The following is an 18023-nucleotide window of genomic DNA, read 5'->3' on the forward strand; positions in this document are numbered from 1 at the left end:
TCTATTTGAATTAAAATTTTATTATAACTTTTGCCTCTACAACATTGTTGTAAGCAATTTTTTCTGTTTTACTTACGGTAACTTTACCTTTACCTATCGGTTTTGGCTCTCTGGCTTTCCACTGTAACGTAAATGTTTCGTCATTTACTTCAGTTAAAGTCCCTTCAAATTTACCATCATTAGTTGTAACACCCAAGTTACGTCCAATATGTTTTGGATATTGTCTTGATAAGGTTAATGGTGCAGCTGCTCCTGCAGACATAACTTCTAGCGCAAAATCATGCTCTTCTCTATCTATGTTATGCTCTATTGCACGACTTACAAACATACAATCCTCTACTCTAACACCTTCATCTCCATCAATAATGATTTTAATCTCATTATTTCCTACTACGCTAAAATCTATTAAAAATAAATCGTTGCGTTCTGTTAAGGCGTCTTGTAATAATTTTTTTACTATTTCTATAAACATTTCTAAGTATAAAAAGAGGGGACTTTTAGTCCCCTCAATTTTCGTTTTATCTATCAACGCTGCAAATATACATTTTTTTATTGATTTTCATAGCTTTTTAAAAGTCATTTTTTATTACTAACTTTATAATAAGTTCTTTACAAACCAACTACATCTTTATTATGAAAAAACTACTAGTACCAACTGACTTTTCTGGAGAAGCTGAAAACGCATTAAAAGTGGCAGCACAATTGGCAAAAAAATATGATTGCGAAATTATTTTACTTCACATGATTGAGCTACCATTAAACCAAATAAGCACAGAAATGACGTCACCTGAAAATCTTCCTGAAGCACTATTTTTTATGAAATTGGCGCATCAAAAATTTGAAACGGAAATCAATAATGAGTATTTAAAAGATATTACAATTAGTGAAACTGTAGAATTTAACGAAGTCTCTAAAGGTATACTAGATGCTTGCGAAAAATACGATGTTGATTTAATTGTAATGGGATCTCATGGTATTGAACAGCAAAAAGATTTATTTGTAGGTTCAAACACAGAAAAAGTTGTACGTACTTCCAGTATACCTGTTTTGGTTATCAAAAATACACACGAGCATTTTGATATCAAAGAATTTGTTTTTGCTTCTGATTTTAACAATGACAATAAAGAAACCTACATGCAAGCCATAAAGTTAGCAACTCTATTTGACGCTAAAATACACTTATTAAACGTCAACACACCTAGCAACTTTACAACTACTGCAGCATCAAAGGTTAGAATGCTAGAATTTACTGAACAAACCACATTTGACAATTACACGATAAATATTTATAATGACAACACTGTTGAAAAAGGAATTTTAAACTTTTCTAGAATTGTTAATGCCGATTTAATTGGAATAAGCACACATGGAAGACAAGGTATTTCTCACTTTTTAAACGGTAGTATTAGCGAAGATTTAGTGCATCACGCTAATAGACCAGTCGTTACATTTAAAATATAGCTTAAAACTGATATAAAATAAAAAAGCTTCCTTAAAAAGGAAGCTTTTTTTTGTTGGCCCACTAGGTTTCGAACCTAGACTCTTCGGTACCAAAAACCGATGTGTTAGCCAGTTACACCATGGGCCAATCTCGTATTGAGGATGCAAATTTAAGACAAATATTAATACTTGCAAATTTTTTTTAAAAAAAATAATAATAAAAAGCTAACGTTAACATAAAAGCGACTTCTGTAACATAATAATTACTAAATTCGCCTCACATAATAAACCAATAATTTATGACGTCTTTAAACTTTAAAAAATGGAACTTAATTTTAAGTTGGTTCGCTTTTTTAATTGCTCTTATTACTTATACTTTAACAGCCGAACCTACAGTAAGCTATTGGGATGCTGGAGAATACATTCTTACATCCTCAAAACTTCAAGTTGGTCATCCTCCAGGAGCACCTTTGTTTCAAATGTTTGGAGCAGTGTTTTCAGTGTTTGCTTTTGATGCTTCACAAATTGGTTTTTTAATGAATATGATGAGTGCTGTGTCTAGTGCATTTGCTATTTTATTTATGTTTTGGACCATAATTTTATTATTAGAAAAAATAATTGGTAACCCAGAATTATTAAAAAAAGGACAAAAAATAGCAGTTTTAGGTAGTGCTTTTGTTGGAAGCTTAGCTTTTGCGTTTACCGATTCGTTTTGGTTTAATGCTGTTGAAACCGAAGTTTATGCTATGGCAACCTTAATTATGGCAGTTATGTTTTACTTAGGTTTACGCTGGGAAAAAGATATGCACCAACCTAGAGGTAACCGATGGTTAATATTAATTGCTTTTGTTGTTGGATTATCTTTTGGTATTCATTTTATGGGATTATTAACTATTCCTGCAATTGGATTGATCTACTTTTTTAAAAATTACAAAACGGTTACGGTTAAAAACTTCATTATTGCTAATGTGGTTTCTGTTGCTGTTTTATTATTCGTTTTTAAACTAATGTTTCCTAATGTATTAAGATATTTTAGTGCTTTAGAATTGTTTTTTGTAAACCAAATTGGACTTCCTTTTAATTCAGGATCTATAATTGCTGGTATTTTATTAATTGCAGCCTTTTATTACGGACTTAAATACACTATAGAAAAACAACTGTACCCATATAACACTGCTATATTGTGCTTGTTATTTGTTTTAATTGGATCTTCTACTTGGTTAATGCTACCAATTAGAGCCAATGCTAATGTTGTTATTAACGAAAACAATCCATCTAGTGCTAGAGAACTTTTAGCGTATTATAACTTAGAGCAATATCCTGAAACGCACTTGTTTTACGGTCCATTATTTACTGAACAATACACTGGTTTAGACGAAAACGAACCATATGTAGATGACAAACCTAAATATGAAAAAGATGAAGCTACCGGAACTTACGTAATAGTTAACCAGTATAAAAAAGCAAGACAGAATTATAACTCTGAACAAGCTTCCATTCTTCCAAGAATGTGGAGTGGTGAGAATGCAGAAAACTATATGTTGTTTACAGGCTTTTTAGATTTTAGTTTGAAACCTGAATACCAAGGAGAGCAACGTTTAGTACAATCTATGCTTGATTTTAAAAGTGATGTAAACAAAGGGATGATAGATTATGAAGACTACCATAACTTTTTAAAACAATTTGGTCAATTTATAAATATCGAAAAACCATCATTAGCAACTAACCTCTCTTATTTATTTGAATACCAATTAGGGTATATGTATTGGAGGTATTTTATGTGGAATTTTTCTGGTCGTCAAGATGACCTTCAGGGTCGCTATGACCAACATGGTAATTGGATAAGCGGTATTAAAACTATTGACGAATGGAATTTAGGTCAGTCCCAAGACAATTTACCTACTGATGTAGCAGAAAATAAAGGTAGAAATACGTATTATCTTTTCCCTTTAATTTTAGGGCTAATAGGATTAATGTATTTATTTAATAAAGACAAAAAACTGTTTTGGGTAACCTTAGTATTTTTCTTATTTACAGGTTTAGCCATACAAGTATACACCAACGTAAGACCATTTGAGCCTAGAGAACGTGATTACTCTGTAGTAGGATCCTTTTACGTTTTTGCTTTATGGATTGGTTTAGGTGTCTATGCTATTTTTGACTTATTAAAAAGTTATGTATCTGCTAAAGTATTAGCTCCTGCAGTTTCACTTATATGCTTATTATTAGTACCTGCTATTTTAGCCTCTCAAAACTGGGATGACCATGATAGATCAGGAAAATATACAGCATTAGCTATGGCTAAAAAATATTTAGATTCTTGTGGTGAAAACGGAATACTCTTTTCAATTGGAGATAATGACACCTTTGCATTATGGTATGCTCAAGAAATTGAAAACTATCGCACAGATGTACGTGTCGTTAATACTAGTTTATTTCAAACAGATTGGTACATAGATCAAATGAAGCGTAAAGCTTATGAAAGTGATCCAATCCCATCCAAATTAACACATGACAAGTACAAACATGGTACTAGAGATTACTTAATAAAGCGATTAAGATCTAAAGACACTTTAGACATTAACACTTTTATGAATTTTATATCTAGTGATGAGCCTAAAACAAAGCTTAGCTATGCATTAATTCAAGAAGGAGAAGACCCTAGCAACTATCCTGATCAGTATTTAAACACTAATTATTTTCCTGTAGAAAATATTAGAGTCCCTGTTGACAAAGAATCTGTACTAGAAAACAAGATAGTAAAAGCTAAAGACGCAGATCTAATTGAAGATTATTTAGATGTAAAAATAACAGATAATGCAATAACTAAAAACAGACTACTAATGTTAGATATTGTGGCCAACAATAATTGGGAACGTCCTATATATTTTACTGGAGGCGCATTTAGCGAATCTGATTATATATGGATGAAAGACTACCTACAATTAGATGGTATGGTTTACAAATTAGTACCTATAAAAACTCCTGTTGCTCAAGCTAACCCTTTTGACATGGGACGCTTGGATACAGATTTTATGTATAATAAAGTTATTAATTGGGATTGGGGAAATAGCGGAAGCGACAAGATTTATCATGATCCAGAAACAAGACGAAACTCGATTACTTACAGAGGTAATTTAGCTAGACTTATTGAAGCTTTAATTAACGAAGATCAATTAGACAAAGCTGAAGAAATAGCTGACATTGCAATGAAGAACATGCCAGTTGATAAGTTTGGATTCTATACTTTATTAGAACCATTTATTAGTGCCTATTACGAAGTTGGAAATCAAGACAAAGCAAGACAGTTGTTTAAAGATGTAGCTGTAAAATATCAAGAGAACTTAAAATACTACAGCACATTAACTAGAGACAATCAAGACAAGAATTTTACCGAAATACTTACAGATATTGAACGTTATAAAGCGTTGGTAGACGTTTTGGTGGAATATGATAAAACATTTGCTAAAGAAGAGTCTATGAACTTTACAAACTATCTTGAATTGTTCAAACAATATTATGATAGTCAACCAGAAGCTGAAACTGCTCCTATTAGAACAGATCAAGATTTATTACAACAGTTAGATACTGTTATTAAAAGCGAATAAATGCCTTTTTTTCCAGTAAAAACACCAAAATTTATTCAACGCCTTTTTCCAAATTACCTTTGGAAAAAGGCGTCTTTATCTAAAACCATTTATTTAACTTTTGATGATGGTCCAACGCCTGAAATTACACAATGGACTTTAGACACGCTAAAACATTACAATGCAAAAGCTACGTTTTTTTGCATTGGAGATAACGTCAAAAAACATCCTAGTATTTTTGACAATCTTATTAAGGAAGGACACACTATAGGTAATCATACTTTTAATCATCTTAAAGGCTGGAACACAAACACTGAAGATTATATTAATAATACCGAAAAAGCACAAGAAGCTATTAACCCAAAACACAAGCATCTATTTAGACCTCCATTTGGCAAAATTAAGCGCAGACAAGCCAATTTACTTATTAATAAAGGTTATAAAATTGTTATGTGGAGCGTATTGTCTTACGATTGGGAAGTTAGTGTAAGTCAAGAAAAGTGCTTAAAAAATGTACTTAAAAACACCTCATCAGGAAGTATTGTGGTGTTTCATGATAGCGTTAAAGCTTCAAAAAACATGCAATATGTATTACCTAAAATGCTAGATTATTTTAGTAAAAAAGGCTATCAGTTTAAATCGCTTTAAATATATTGTTTTAAGATAGTAATCAAATCATTTGCTTCTTGGTCACCACTGTGACGCCATTTCATTTCGCCATTTTTATAAATAATTAAAGTAGGTAATCCCTTAACTCTTAAAGCTTCAGATAGCACTTTGTTTTTATCGATATCTATTTTAATAATTTTAGCTTGATTACCAAATGCTAAAGCTACATCTTTCAATATAGGATGCATTGCTTTAGAGGCATCACTCCACTCTGCAAAAAAGTCTAGCAATACAGGAACATCGGCATCTATTAATTCTCCAAATTTTGACATACACTTATAATTTAGTTACAGCGTATTACTAAAATATAAAATTTAAAATAAACTAAGCTATTTGCTTACCTTTTTTAAGCTCTATAACAGTAATTTCTGGCCATATACCTAAACGTCCAGGATATGCAAGATATCCAAAACCTCTGTTTACATTTATATACTGTCCTTTATCTTGATAGATTCCAGCCCAATGTTTATAACGCCATTTTACAGGACTCCATTTTATCCAACCAGGAATTTCTATTCCAAATTGCATACCATGCGTATGACCACTTAGAGTTAAATGATAATGATCTTTGTGTGAAATAACCTTTTCATCCCAATGAGAAGGGTCATGAGACATTAATATTTTAAAATCGTCAGATTGTATTGATGCAGAAGCTTTGTCTAAATCACCTGCTTTTTTAAAACCTCCTTTTCCCCAATTTTCAACACCAACTAAGGCTAAACGTTGTCCATTTTTTTGGATGTAACGGTTTTCATTTAATAACAAATCAAAACCCATCTCCTTTTGGATAGTTATTAATTCGTCTAAATTAGCTTTCTTTTCTTGTTCTGTCTCCCAATCTACATAATCACCATAATCATGATTACCAAGAACAGAAAACACACCATCTTTTGCACTTAACTTAGCAAAGGTATCTTTCCAGTCGTACATTTCTGACGCCTTATTATTAACCAAATCTCCTGTAAATAAAATAGCATCTCCTTGTTGTTGGTTAACTAAATCTACAGCATAATTTATTTTTTCTTTATTATCAAAACTCCCAGAATGAATATCACTTATGTGAGTTAATTTATAACCATCAAAAGCCTCAGGTAAATCTTCAAAATGTAAAGTGTATTTTAGTACTTTATAATTATAGCGACCTTTATACATTCCGTATAACAAACCAGAAAATGGGATAGCAGCTAAACCTAATGCGACTTGACTAATAAATTTACGTCGCGATGGTAAGTATAATGACTCCTTAGTAATAAAAAACCTATCATATAAAGCAATAAATGAACGGATAATATCCTCACCAATTAGTAATGGAGTTATTACCAAATTAAAAGCCATAAAAGACAACATAAAACCAATTGCATAAGCTCTTCCTCCTGAAATTACACGACCTTCACCAGGTGTAGAAAATTGATAAATAATATTAGCTGCTACTAAAAAAGCTACAGCAAAAAACAAATAGTGTGTCCAGCTAGCTTTAAATACTGTTTTAATGGCTTGATAGCCATAAACAGTAAAAACAACATATATAATTGCAAGTATAATAAAACGCGTCATAGTCTAATTTATATACAAAATTAACTATTACAAAATTTAAAAATCTTATTATATTGTTAAACGTTAAATTATTAAAATCAGATTTATTGAGTCACTTTACTATGTAAATGAGTAACAAGTATTATTAACCAAAACAGATTTATGTCTATATTTAGACAAATAAAAATTAACTAAATGAACAACCAAAACAACAAATCGGCTTTAGCCACTTTAGTCACTGTCTTCTTTTTTTGGGGATTTATAGCTGCTTCAAACGGAGTTTTTATTCCGTTTTCAAAAACTTATTTTAATATAGATCAATTCCAATCTCAATTAGTAGACTTTGCTTTTTATGGTGCTTACTACATAGGAGCTTTATTGTTGTTTGTGATTTCAAGCTCAATTAAAAAAGACATTTTAAATGCTTGGGGTTATAAAAAAGGAATTATTTACGGACTATTACTATCTGCAGTTGGTGCATTTGTTATGTATCCAGCAACTGCAGGAGCAGAACAAGGACAAACTAGTGTGTTTTATTTTGTACTAATTGCTTTATTTATTGTTGGATTAGGATTTTCGTTACAACAAACCTCAGCAAATCCTTTTGTAATTGCCTTAGGTGATCCAAAAACGGGTTCTCACAGATTAAATTTAGCTGGTGGTATTAATTCTTTTGGAACCATGATTGGACCTATTGTTGTAGCTTTTATCATTTTTGGATCTGCACCAATATCTGGAGAAGAATTAACAGACATGATTAAAAACAATCAAATTAAATTAACCACTGTACAAGCATTGTACCTTGGTGTTGGAGTATTGTTTTTAGTTGCTGCTGCATTATTTCATTTTTCAAAAAAATTACCAGCACTACAATCCGAAACCGCTTTTGAACCAGCTAACAAAGCAAAAAACTTACTGATATTTTTAACATTAATAATTATTGGCTGTTTTGGTTATATTTTTAGTACTTACACAGGAAATCAAACCGCATCAACAACCACAGAAAACATCAGATTAACTTTATTAATTGTCGCATTAATTGCAGTTATTGGTTGCTTATTATTTGCTTACTCAAGATCAGCAAAACAACCTGAAGGTTGGGGAGCAATGAAATACCCTCAGTTAGTATTAGGGATGCTAGCTATTTTTACTTATGTTGGCGTAGAAGTAACTGTTGGTAGTAATTTAGGCGAATTATTAAAACAGTCTATTAACGGAAGTAATCTTAACACCTTGGGCTTACCAACTTTAAACGATGCTCAAATAGCACCTTTTGTATCGCTTTATTGGGGAGGATTAATGGTTGGTCGTTGGGTTGGATCTATAACTGTTTTTAATCCCAGTAAAGGATTAAAAAAATGGCTTCTAATTATTGTACCTTATATTGCGTTTGGTGTAATATTGTTAGTCAATTTTGGTAAATACTCAATCTATCAAATCTTATTTTTTGCCATTTGTATTGCTATACAGATTGGAGGTTTCTTTTTAGCAAAAGACAACCCTGTAAAAACTCTAAAAATATTTAGCCTTTTTGGTGTTTTAGCCATTATAATTGGTTTAGTAAGCACAGGTAATGTTGCGCTATTTGCATTTTTATCTGGTGGTTTATTTTGTTCAATAATGTGGCCTTGTATATTTACACTAAGTATTGCTGGATTAAAAAAGTACACCTCACAAGGATCCGCCTTTTTAATCATGATGATTTTAGGAGGCGCAATCATACCACCTTTACAAGGTAAATTAGCAGATGTATTTGGTATACAACAGTCGTATATTGTTGCAGTTTTATGTTTTGTTTATCTTTTGTTTTTTGCTTTTAGAGCCAAAACCGTTTTGGACAAACAAGGTGTAACTTATTAAAGTGATTCTGTTTTTTTAGGTCATTTAACCCTATAAAATAGGTTCAATAGTTTTCAAAGTACCACAATCCATTTGTTTCTTTGCAAAACAAATTAACAATCAACCACTTATATTAAAAAAAACAAATTATGATTTCAACCATTTTATTAGTTATTACAATTATTGCTTTTGGTTTTTATGTTTATAAAAACCCACCAAATCGTAGGACAACATTAAGCAGTACGCCTTCAAACCCTGGATCAAGCATAAACAGCAAAATATGCATGGATTATTCTGATGAAAATATGAACACATTAGAAATGGACTTAATTAGAGATATGGTTGATGGCTATAAGAACAATCAACTAGTTCATATAAATGCAGCTGAAAAATTTAGCGACGCGCATTCTATATGGTTTGATTTAGAGACACTAAAGAAATTTATTTACCACATTGAATATCAAACAATAAATACTGACAATAAAATAGACCCACAAAATTTAGGGCTGCGTATCTATTATTCACGCTATCCAGATGAGTTACCAGGTGCCTATAACAATCTAAAAGATGTGCCAACAAACTTTGCAAAACATCATACACTTGTTGCTATACCAACCTATAGAAGAAAAGAAACATCTGCCAACATAGACTTCAACCCTTTAGACATCAACACCTTTGGAGAAGGCATACCTTCAAACTATACTGGACCAATTCCATCTTTACCTTTGACAAAATCTTCTCAAAACCAATTAACTGGAGCTCAAAATCATGGAAATTTGATACCTCCTGCTGATGGATCAGGTGAAGGATTTTAATTATGTACCAATATTACCCAAATCTAGATAACGCATTACAATGGATAGAATGCCTCTCTGCTATAGTTGCTGCATTTTATTTACCAAAATTAAAACATACTTATTGGAAATGGTTTGCTATCTATTTGATTTTCATTTGTGCTCAAGAACTTTTTGTTGAGTACTTATTACAACATATCAATTTCTTGAGAAAACAAGATTATTATGCGTTTTTTGGAATCCCAATTCAATATTTATTTTTTTATTGGCTATATGCTCTAAAATCTTTAAAAAACAAAAAGTTATTTATTTTTTCTTCATCTATATACTTATTAAGCTTAATACCTTTTGAAATATATGAGCAAAAAATAAAAACTATATCAACCATAAACCTAACTGTAGGAAGTGTATTTATTATAATATTAGTCGTACTAGAATTTATTAAGCAAATTAAAAATGATGATATCTTAAAGTTTAAAGAAAACAAAATGTTTTATATAAATACAGGTATGATTCTTTTCTATGTTGGTACTTATCCATTTTCTGCTTTTTATGATGAATTATTAAAAAAACCAAATATTAGTATCTGGAATATGTATTATCTATATTTCCTGATTTCCAATTGCATAATGTATCTATTATTTATAGCTTCGTTTATATGGGGGAAACACAAATCATAATTACCTTAATTTTATTCAATATCATTTTTCTAGCATTTATCGCTGGAATACTCATTTTTATTCGGGAATATCGAATAAAAAAGAAAACTCATTTAAAACAAATAGAAACTATTGACGAGACTCACAAACAAGAGCTTCTAGAAACTCAAGTCGAAATACAAATGCAAACCATGCAGTATATTGGACGGGAAATACACGACAATATTGGTCAAAAACTAACACTTGCTAGCTTGTACACTCAACAATTAGCTTTTGAAAATAAAGCCCCTCAGGTTAATAAATGTATTGAAAACATTGGAGGCATTATAAATGAATCACTCTCTGAATTAAGAAGGCTATCCAAATCTTTAACTGACAATTCAATTGAAATCCATTCAATTTCTGAATTAATAGAGAATGAATGCGAAAAAATTAACGCATTAAAAAAATGTGTGGTTCACTTCACAAAAGATTCAAAAACTAAAATTGAATCTTATCAAATTAAAAGTATTATATTTAGAATAACTCAAGAGTTTTTACAGAATAGTATCAAGCATGCTAATTGTGAAAACATCTTTGTTTTATTAAAAAATACTGACAATACATTGGTTTTAATTCTAAAAGACGACGGAAAAGGTTTTAATACAAATGCATTAAATTCCGAAGGGATTGGGTTAAAAAACATAAAAAAGAGAACCGAACTAATAGGTGGTCAATATAAGCTAGAAAGCCTGGATCAAAAAGGAACAACATTAACCATAGAAATTCCTATCAAATGAAACGTAGTATTGTAATTATAGACGACCATGTTTTAATAGCAAATGCATTAAGCGGTATAATATCTAATTTTAATCAATTTGAAGTTTTATATGTTTGTGAAAATGGTCAAGATTTTCAGGATAAATTAAAAGAAAAGCATCCTGTACCAGATTTGGTGCTATTAGATATTAGCATGCCTATTATGGATGGTTTTGAAACTGCAAAATGGCTTAAAACAACACATCCAAATGTATTAATAATGGCATTAAGCATGCAAGATGATGATGATAGCCTTATTAAAATGATTAAAAATGGAGCTAAAGGGTATATGCTAAAAAATGTACATCCTACAGAGCTTGAAATAGCCCTAAATACAATTGCCAATAAAGGACATTACTTTCCTGAATGGGCAGCAAGTAAAATTTTTACAAGCATAAGTGACGATACTATTGATGCTAAATTAAAGATTAAAATTTCTGATCGTGAAACCGAGTTTCTTAAGTACAGCATTACAGAAATGACTTACAAAGAGATTTCAGAAAAAATGTTTTGCAGTCCCAGAACAGTTGAAAATTATAGAGATAGTTTATTTGAAAAATTAGAACTTAAAACCAGAGTTGGGTTAGCTGTTTATGCACTTAAAAATGGGTATACGGAGTAATCTATAAAATTCACAATTCTCAACAAAAACAATAGATTTTAATTAAACACTTTTACTGTTTGAATTAACACACGCTTAAATTAAAATATTAAAATTTAATTCTAAACAACCCATATCAAAATTATTAGATAAAAAAAATACTCACCATTTGGTGAGTATTTAGTTTTTAAAAGATTAAGATTATCTCAACTTTAATTAGGTCCATTACAATCTTCTATATTTACATGTAATTGAGCACCTAAATCAACATTTGTACCAGCATTTAAAGTGACTGAATTCCCACCTATAAAAAAGACTTCAGATCCGCTATCTAATTGCACAGAAGTACCTATATCTGACACAGTCAAATCTATTAAAGCTTGCTCTACAACTACAGTATTATTAGCGTATGTTATAGCAGGTACTTGATAATAACTTGGTAAATCACAATTAGGTCTAATATTTGTAGCACAATTTTGAGAATTAGTATAAGATGTATTTTGGTAATTACCATTTGCATCAGTGGTGAAAATATAGTAGAATCCGTCAGAGTTACCACCAAAACCTAAACTTGCATAAAAGTAATTATCACACTCATATCCTGTATACAAAAAACAATGACCACCTCCATTATTAAAACCTGCTGCTAAAACAGGTCTTTCATTATCCAAAGAGTTTCTTAATCTACTTTTAAATAAAGCAGGAGAACTAGTCGTTACAAAGTCTGTACTAGGATTCCATACATAATCAAAATGGTCTACTAAATCTTGAGCCCAATTAGCAGTACTTCCAAAAGTTCCTCCTGAATACCAGTTCATTCTAGCTGCCACTCCTAAATTAAAAGTTAAAAACCCAACTTCATTTCTTTCATTAGAGCACTCTTCTGTAAAGTGCAACCAATCGTTAGAAGAGCTGTTTCCATATCCATCAGCTGGACCTTGACGTTGTAAAGCATAAGGCATAAGATTATAATCAAAAGCTTGACTTGAAAAATCAGAACTAACCGTTTGTCCCACAGCACTTCCAATAGCCATTGTATGGCTACCAGTACCAACTCCTACAAAAGGATGTCTAAAAAAAGCACAAATCTGACTTAATGCTGTCGGTACACATGTACCACCAATACCATCATTAAAATCTAATGCATTTGGAGCTAAAGGAGATAATGGTGTAACGCAGTCATAAATATTAGTCCAACCAGCCCATCTTGAAGTTCCATACTGCTCCAATAATGATGGATATAAGGTACTTTGGCCAGTACAATCTGCAATACTATAAGTCGTTAAAAGTGTTTCCCATTGCTCGTTAGCTAATTCCATTGCTGTATCTGTATCAAGATGAATAGTAATAGCCTCATTGTAAGCTTTCAAAAAGTGTTGCGCCCCTTCAATTCTTCTATCGCTATTAAAAAGTAATTTATCATTATAAGCTAACACTGGAATAACCTTTTTAGTTGCAGGTACAATTGCAAAGCCCCCTTCTTTAAAATTAAGCACATATAGGCTTAATGATTTACCTATTTCTATTTCAACATTTGTAAACGATGCTGATTGATCTACTGTTTTCTCATACCCTTTAGCATTCATCCATATTTCTGCAACCTTGTTAGCTACTTCAAAAGATATAAAGTCTGAGTTTTCACTTTGAGCAGATATTAAATGAGTTCCTAAAAAACAAAAAATGAATACATTAAAAATTTTAGTTTTCATATTTATTTTATTTAGAGATTACAAAACGTCTAGTTTTAAGTACCTTTCCTTCAACAATCATACTATACAGATATATTCCGTTTTGGAATTTTTCTGAAGACATTTCTAAAACTTGATCCATTCCTGCTTTTAAGGCTATTGTTCTAAGCGCTTTTCCTTGTAAGTCACTAATCATTAAAACAGCTCTTCCATAAGATTCTGGTAACGAATAATTAATTTTAGCTGAAGTAGAAAAAGGATTTGGTATGTTTTGAGACAAGCTAACACTTGTATTTTCTTCAATAAAACTATCACTACTCTGCTTTTCTAATGTTTCTGTTAAAGCAGTTACCTGAGCCTCTAATGTTTTAATTTGTGATTGTTGTTCCTTCATGGCTTCAACCAATAAAGCTGTGATAGTATGATATTCTAAAGACTTATAGCCACTAGTTGTTGTATTAACAATTTCCGGTATTACAGCTTCAACTTCTTGAGCAATAAAACCTAATTGTTTACCCTTTGGAAGTCCTGCAGTAATATCAACACGTTCTTTCCCTGATTTTTTTGTCACACCTTTTTTCCAAGTAAAATTAACACCTTGTAACTTCAGGATTTTTTCTAAACTACCTTCTAATTTTGTTACATTTTCTTTCAAATTAATATCAGAAAAATAACCTCCACCTGCTAAACTTGAATACCCATAAACATCCAATGCTCCAGCAAGAGTGACTTTTCTAGTCGCTGCATCACTATGACTATACCCAGGAAATAAAATCATTTCATGCGCACCATTATCAACAATAATATGATTAATTCCACTAAGATTATTAGATGTAAATCTTATCTGTCCACCCCAACCAGAATTGGTATTATTTAAATTCATAATTTCTAAACTACTTTTCAAACTTGTTGAACCGTTTACCGAAAGTTTTGTAGTAGCATACGGAAAAGATGAATTCCCTCCTCCTAAAATCGTGTTTCCATTTTGCAGCACTTGTAATTGCGCAGTCGCTGTTGTTACCATTGTTAAACTTATTACAATGGTTAATATTTTTATCAGTCTCATAATTATTTGGTTTTTATTGTCTACTAAATTGTATAGTATTTGACATTTTTGTTTTTTAAAATTATTGATTAACATGCATTTCGAAATACAATTCAAATGTCTAAAAATCAAACACTTTTAACCCAAGTGATTTACCGTAAATTATCAGAAGTTATAACCTTATTTGTTTAGGTTAATCAACTTAAAATCAGCCGAATAATACATTTAAACATTGCTTAATATTAATTTTTAAACATTAATATTGGCCAGTACTATTAATACGACTTGATTCTTTTAAAAAATTCTCAATCCTGAAGTTCTTTAATTTTTAAAGAAATTGTAATTTGCAATCGGATTGATTAACTATTAAAATCACCCTATTTTGTCTTCTCAAATACAGACCATTGCTAGCAATAACTATATAGCTTTGTGTAACTGTTACTGAATGGATAAACACTTATAATTTATACTCAAAACAATTATGTCAGATAATAAACGTGTCTTTTTAGTCGATGCTTACGCTTTAATATTTAGAGGTTATTATGCCTTTATTAAAAATCCAAGAATAAACTCCAAAGGCGAAGACACCTCTGCCATAATGGGTTTTATGAACTCGTTATTAGATGTCATAAAACGAGAACGTCCTGATCATTTAGCAGTCTGTTTTGACAAAGGTGGAAGTGCAGACCGAGTTGAAATGTTTGAAGCCTACAAAGCCAATCGTGACGAAACTCCTGAAGGCATCAAAACTGCTGTACCTTACATTATGGAGATTTTAAAAGCCATGCACATTCCTATTATGGTCAAAGCAGGTTATGAAGCCGATGATGTTATTGGTACTTTGGCTAAACAAGCAGAAAAAGAAGGCTACCAAACCTTTATGGTAACGCCTGATAAAGATTTTGCGCAATTAGTAAGCGATAACATTTTTATGTACAGACCTGTTTTTGGTGGTGGTTATGAAACTTGGGGAATCCCAGAAGTACAGAAAAAATTTGAAGTTACAGATCCTTTACAAGTGATTGACTATTTAGGGATGATGGGAGATGCCAGCGATAATATTCCTGGATTACCAGGTGTTGGAGAAAAAACTGCTAAAAAATTCTTGGCAGCTTATGGTAGCATGGAAAACCTATTTGCCAATACACATGAGCTTAAAGGTAAAATGAAAGAAAAGATTGAAGCCAACCAAGAACTTGGTTTATTATCTAAAAAATTAGCCACAATCATGTTGGATGTTCCTGTCAGGTTTAATGCTAAAGATTTTGAGCTTGAACAACCAGATATTCCTAAGGTTGTAGAGATTTTTCAAGAATTAGAATTTAGACGCTTAATAGATAATTTCACAAAAACATTTACCTCAGGTGCAGAAGCCACTTCTCTTGCCAATAAAGCTTCCGCAGAAAAAACGCCTAAAGTGACGCCAAAAGAAGCCGAAAGCGCTGGAGCTGGACAATTCAATTTATTTGGAGGCGACCCAAATTCTGCAACAGCAGCAACAGAAACTGATGCATTTGTTAGAAAAACTGCCGAAAACACCTCACATTTTTACCAAAGCATCGCTCCAGGAATGGCAACCAAACTATTCATTAAAAATTTAATGAACCAAACTAGCGTGTGTTTTGATACCGAAACCACAGGTTTAAATCCATTAGTTGCGGAGTTGGTTGGGATTTCATTTTCATGGGAAGTTGGTAAAGGTTTTTACCTTCCGTTTCCTGAAGACAAAACCGAAGCGCAAGAGTTAATCGAAACGCTTAGACCTTTTTTTGAAAGTGAAACCATTCAGAAAATTGGACAGAATTTAAAATATGACATTAAGGTTTTAGCCAAGTACAACGTACAAGTTAAAGGTCCTTTATTTGATACCATGTTAGCGCATTATTTAATAAATCCAGACATGCGACACAATATGGATATTTTAGCCGAAACCTACTTAAATTATACACCAATTGCAATCACAGAATTGATTGGTAAAAAAGGAAAAAATCAATTGTCTATGCGTGATGTTCCGTTAGACAAACAAACCGAATATGCGGTTGAAGATGCAGATATTACCTTGCAACTTAAAGAACATTTTGAAAAAGAGTTAGGAGAAGCCAACACACAGAAGTTATTTACAGACATAGAAGTGCCATTACTACGTGTTTTAGCTGCTATGGAACTGGAAGGTATAAACCTGGACAAAGATTTTTTACAGTCTTTATCTGAAGATTTAAACAAAGATATTGATGCCTTAGTAACTAAAATTTACGAGGTTGCTGGAGAAGAATTTAATATTGCCTCACCAAAACAGTTAGGTATTATTTTATTTGAAAAATTGAAGCTTGTCGATAAGCCTAAAAAGACCAAAACCGGACAATATAAAACAGGTGAAGATATTTTATCTGCCTTAGCCAAAGACCACGAGATTATACGTAATATTTTAGAATATCGTGGACTTGCAAAATTAAAAAGCACGTATGTTGATGCTTTACCACTTCAAGTGGAAGAAGCTACTGGACGTGTACATACAGATTATATGCAAACCGTTGCTGCTACAGGACGTTTAAGTAGTAATAATCCTAACTTACAGAATATTCCGATACGTACAGAACGTGGACGTCAAGTCCGTAAAGCGTTTATCCCTCGTAATGAAGACTACACCTTACTGGCTGCCGATTATAGCCAGATAGAACTGCGTATTATTGCGGCTTTAAGTAAAGAGGAAACCATGATTGAAGCCTTTAAAAATGGCGAAGATATTCACGCATCAACAGCCTCTAAAGTATTTGGTGTGCCAATTGAGGACGTTACCAGAGAACAACGTAGCAACGCTAAAACCGTAAACTTTGGTATTGTGTATGGTGTGTCTGCTTTTGGATTAAGTAACCAAACCGATTTATCGCGTGGTGAAGCCAAAGAACTTATTGACACCTATTACGAAACCTATCCAAAACTAAAAGCCTATATGAGCGAGCAAGTAGATTTTGCACGCGATAATGGCTACGTAAAAACCATCTTAGACAGACGTCGTTATTTAAAAGACATTAATTCTAGAAACGCTATGGTACGTAGTGCTGCCGAGCGTAATGCTGTAAATGCACCAATACAAGGTAGTGCTGCAGATATTATTAAAATTGCCATGATTAATATTTATAACAAACTAGATGCTGGTAATTATAAAACCAAAATGCTACTGCAAGTGCATGATGAATTGGTTTTTGATGTTTACAAACCCGAACTTGAAGAAATGACCGCTTTAATTAAAACCGAAATGGAAAATGCCTTTGTTATGGATGTTCCGTTGGATGTGGAAGTAGATACTGGCTTGAATTGGTTGGAGGCGCATTAGTCTAAATTAAGTTAGTATTTTTGCATTCACCAAATA

The 18023-nt window shown here is 31.8% G+C and carries 14 protein-coding genes and 1 tRNA gene; 9 read left to right on the top strand and 6 right to left on the bottom strand.

Annotation, left to right across the window (positions count from 1 at the left end; translation table 11 throughout):
• Positions 1-10 precede the first annotated feature (10 nt).
• Positions 11-472, bottom strand: coding sequence for a ribosome assembly cofactor RimP (gene rimP / locus JAO71_RS10110; protein ID WP_028289345.1), 462 nt, complete (start codon positions 470-472; stop codon positions 11-13).
• Positions 473-633: 161 nt separating this feature from the next.
• On the opposite strand from rimP, the gene JAO71_RS10115 reads away from it, so the two are divergent.
• Entirely contained in the window at positions 634-1461 is an 828-nt protein-coding gene (locus JAO71_RS10115; RefSeq protein ID WP_203000634.1) for a universal stress protein, read from the top strand.
• Between the two features lie 53 nt (positions 1462-1514).
• Here the strand turns inward: JAO71_RS10115 and JAO71_RS10120 are convergent.
• A tRNA-Gln gene (locus tag JAO71_RS10120) sits at positions 1515-1588 on the bottom strand.
• Between the two features lie 151 nt (positions 1589-1739).
• On the opposite strand from JAO71_RS10120, the gene JAO71_RS10125 reads away from it, so the two are divergent.
• Positions 1740-5048: a glycosyltransferase family 117 protein gene (locus JAO71_RS10125; RefSeq protein ID WP_203000636.1), complete on the top strand. Its 3309-nt coding sequence runs from the start codon at positions 1740-1742 to the stop codon at positions 5046-5048.
• Positions 5049-5675: a polysaccharide deacetylase family protein gene (locus tag JAO71_RS10130; RefSeq protein ID WP_203000638.1), complete on the top strand. Its 627-nt coding sequence runs from the start codon at positions 5049-5051 to the stop codon at positions 5673-5675.
• Here the strand turns inward: JAO71_RS10130 and JAO71_RS10135 are convergent.
• Both JAO71_RS10135 and JAO71_RS10140 read right to left on the bottom strand, forming a co-directional pair.
• The gene (locus JAO71_RS10135) at positions 5672-5968 is read right to left on the bottom strand and encodes a thioredoxin family protein (protein ID WP_054852611.1); all 297 of its coding nucleotides are present in this window, start codon (positions 5966-5968) and stop codon (positions 5672-5674) included. The two genes, JAO71_RS10130 and JAO71_RS10135, sit on opposite strands and share 4 nt — an antisense overlap.
• 52 nt (positions 5969-6020) lie before the next feature.
• Positions 6021-7250 carry a metallophosphoesterase gene (locus tag JAO71_RS10140; protein WP_203000639.1) on the bottom strand — a complete coding sequence of 410 codons (1230 nt, stop codon included), beginning with the start codon at positions 7248-7250 and terminating at the stop codon, positions 6021-6023.
• 174 nt (positions 7251-7424) lie between these two features.
• Here JAO71_RS10140 and JAO71_RS10145 point away from each other — a divergent pair, with 174 nt between their 5' ends.
• The 5 genes from JAO71_RS10145 (at position 7425) to JAO71_RS10165 (ending at position 11941) form a co-directional block, all read left to right on the top strand.
• Positions 7425-9089: an MFS transporter gene (locus JAO71_RS10145; RefSeq protein ID WP_203000641.1), complete on the top strand. Its 1665-nt coding sequence runs from the start codon at positions 7425-7427 to the stop codon at positions 9087-9089.
• Between the two features lie 128 nt (positions 9090-9217).
• Positions 9218-9883, top strand: coding sequence for a hypothetical protein (locus JAO71_RS10150; protein ID WP_203000643.1), 666 nt, complete (start codon positions 9218-9220; stop codon positions 9881-9883).
• A gap of 2 nt (positions 9884-9885) precedes the next feature.
• Complete coding sequence (locus tag JAO71_RS10155) at positions 9886-10542, top strand: hypothetical protein (RefSeq protein WP_203000645.1); 657 nt, start codon at positions 9886-9888, stop codon at positions 10540-10542.
• Entirely contained in the window at positions 10521-11300 is a 780-nt protein-coding gene (locus tag JAO71_RS10160) for a sensor histidine kinase (protein ID WP_203000647.1), read from the top strand. The genes JAO71_RS10155 and JAO71_RS10160 overlap by 22 nt, the downstream gene beginning before the upstream one ends.
• Positions 11297-11941 (top strand): response regulator transcription factor, encoded by a 645-nt coding sequence (locus JAO71_RS10165; RefSeq protein WP_116823529.1) that lies wholly within the window; start codon positions 11297-11299, stop codon positions 11939-11941. The genes JAO71_RS10160 and JAO71_RS10165 overlap by 4 nt, the downstream gene beginning before the upstream one ends.
• Positions 11942-12132: 191 nt before the next feature.
• Here the strand turns inward: JAO71_RS10165 and JAO71_RS10170 are convergent, their stop codons facing one another.
• Together JAO71_RS10170 and JAO71_RS10175 are read right to left on the bottom strand one after the other, a co-directional pair.
• Positions 12133-13629, bottom strand: coding sequence for a C10 family peptidase (locus JAO71_RS10170; RefSeq protein WP_203000649.1), 1497 nt, complete (start codon positions 13627-13629; stop codon positions 12133-12135).
• A gap of 7 nt (positions 13630-13636) precedes the next feature.
• Positions 13637-14674 carry a tail fiber domain-containing protein gene (locus JAO71_RS10175; protein WP_203000651.1) on the bottom strand — a complete coding sequence of 346 codons (1038 nt, stop codon included), beginning with the start codon at positions 14672-14674 and terminating at the stop codon, positions 13637-13639.
• A 460-nt stretch (positions 14675-15134) separates the two neighbouring features.
• Here JAO71_RS10175 and polA point away from each other — a divergent pair, with 460 nt between their 5' ends.
• Positions 15135-17987, top strand: coding sequence for a DNA polymerase I (gene polA, locus JAO71_RS10180; protein ID WP_203000653.1), 2853 nt, complete (start codon positions 15135-15137; stop codon positions 17985-17987).
• Positions 17988-18023 lie beyond the last annotated feature (36 nt).

Source organism: Olleya sediminilitoris (assembly GCF_016785945.1).
In the GTDB taxonomy this organism is placed as follows: domain Bacteria; phylum Bacteroidota; class Bacteroidia; order Flavobacteriales; family Flavobacteriaceae; genus Olleya; species Olleya sediminilitoris.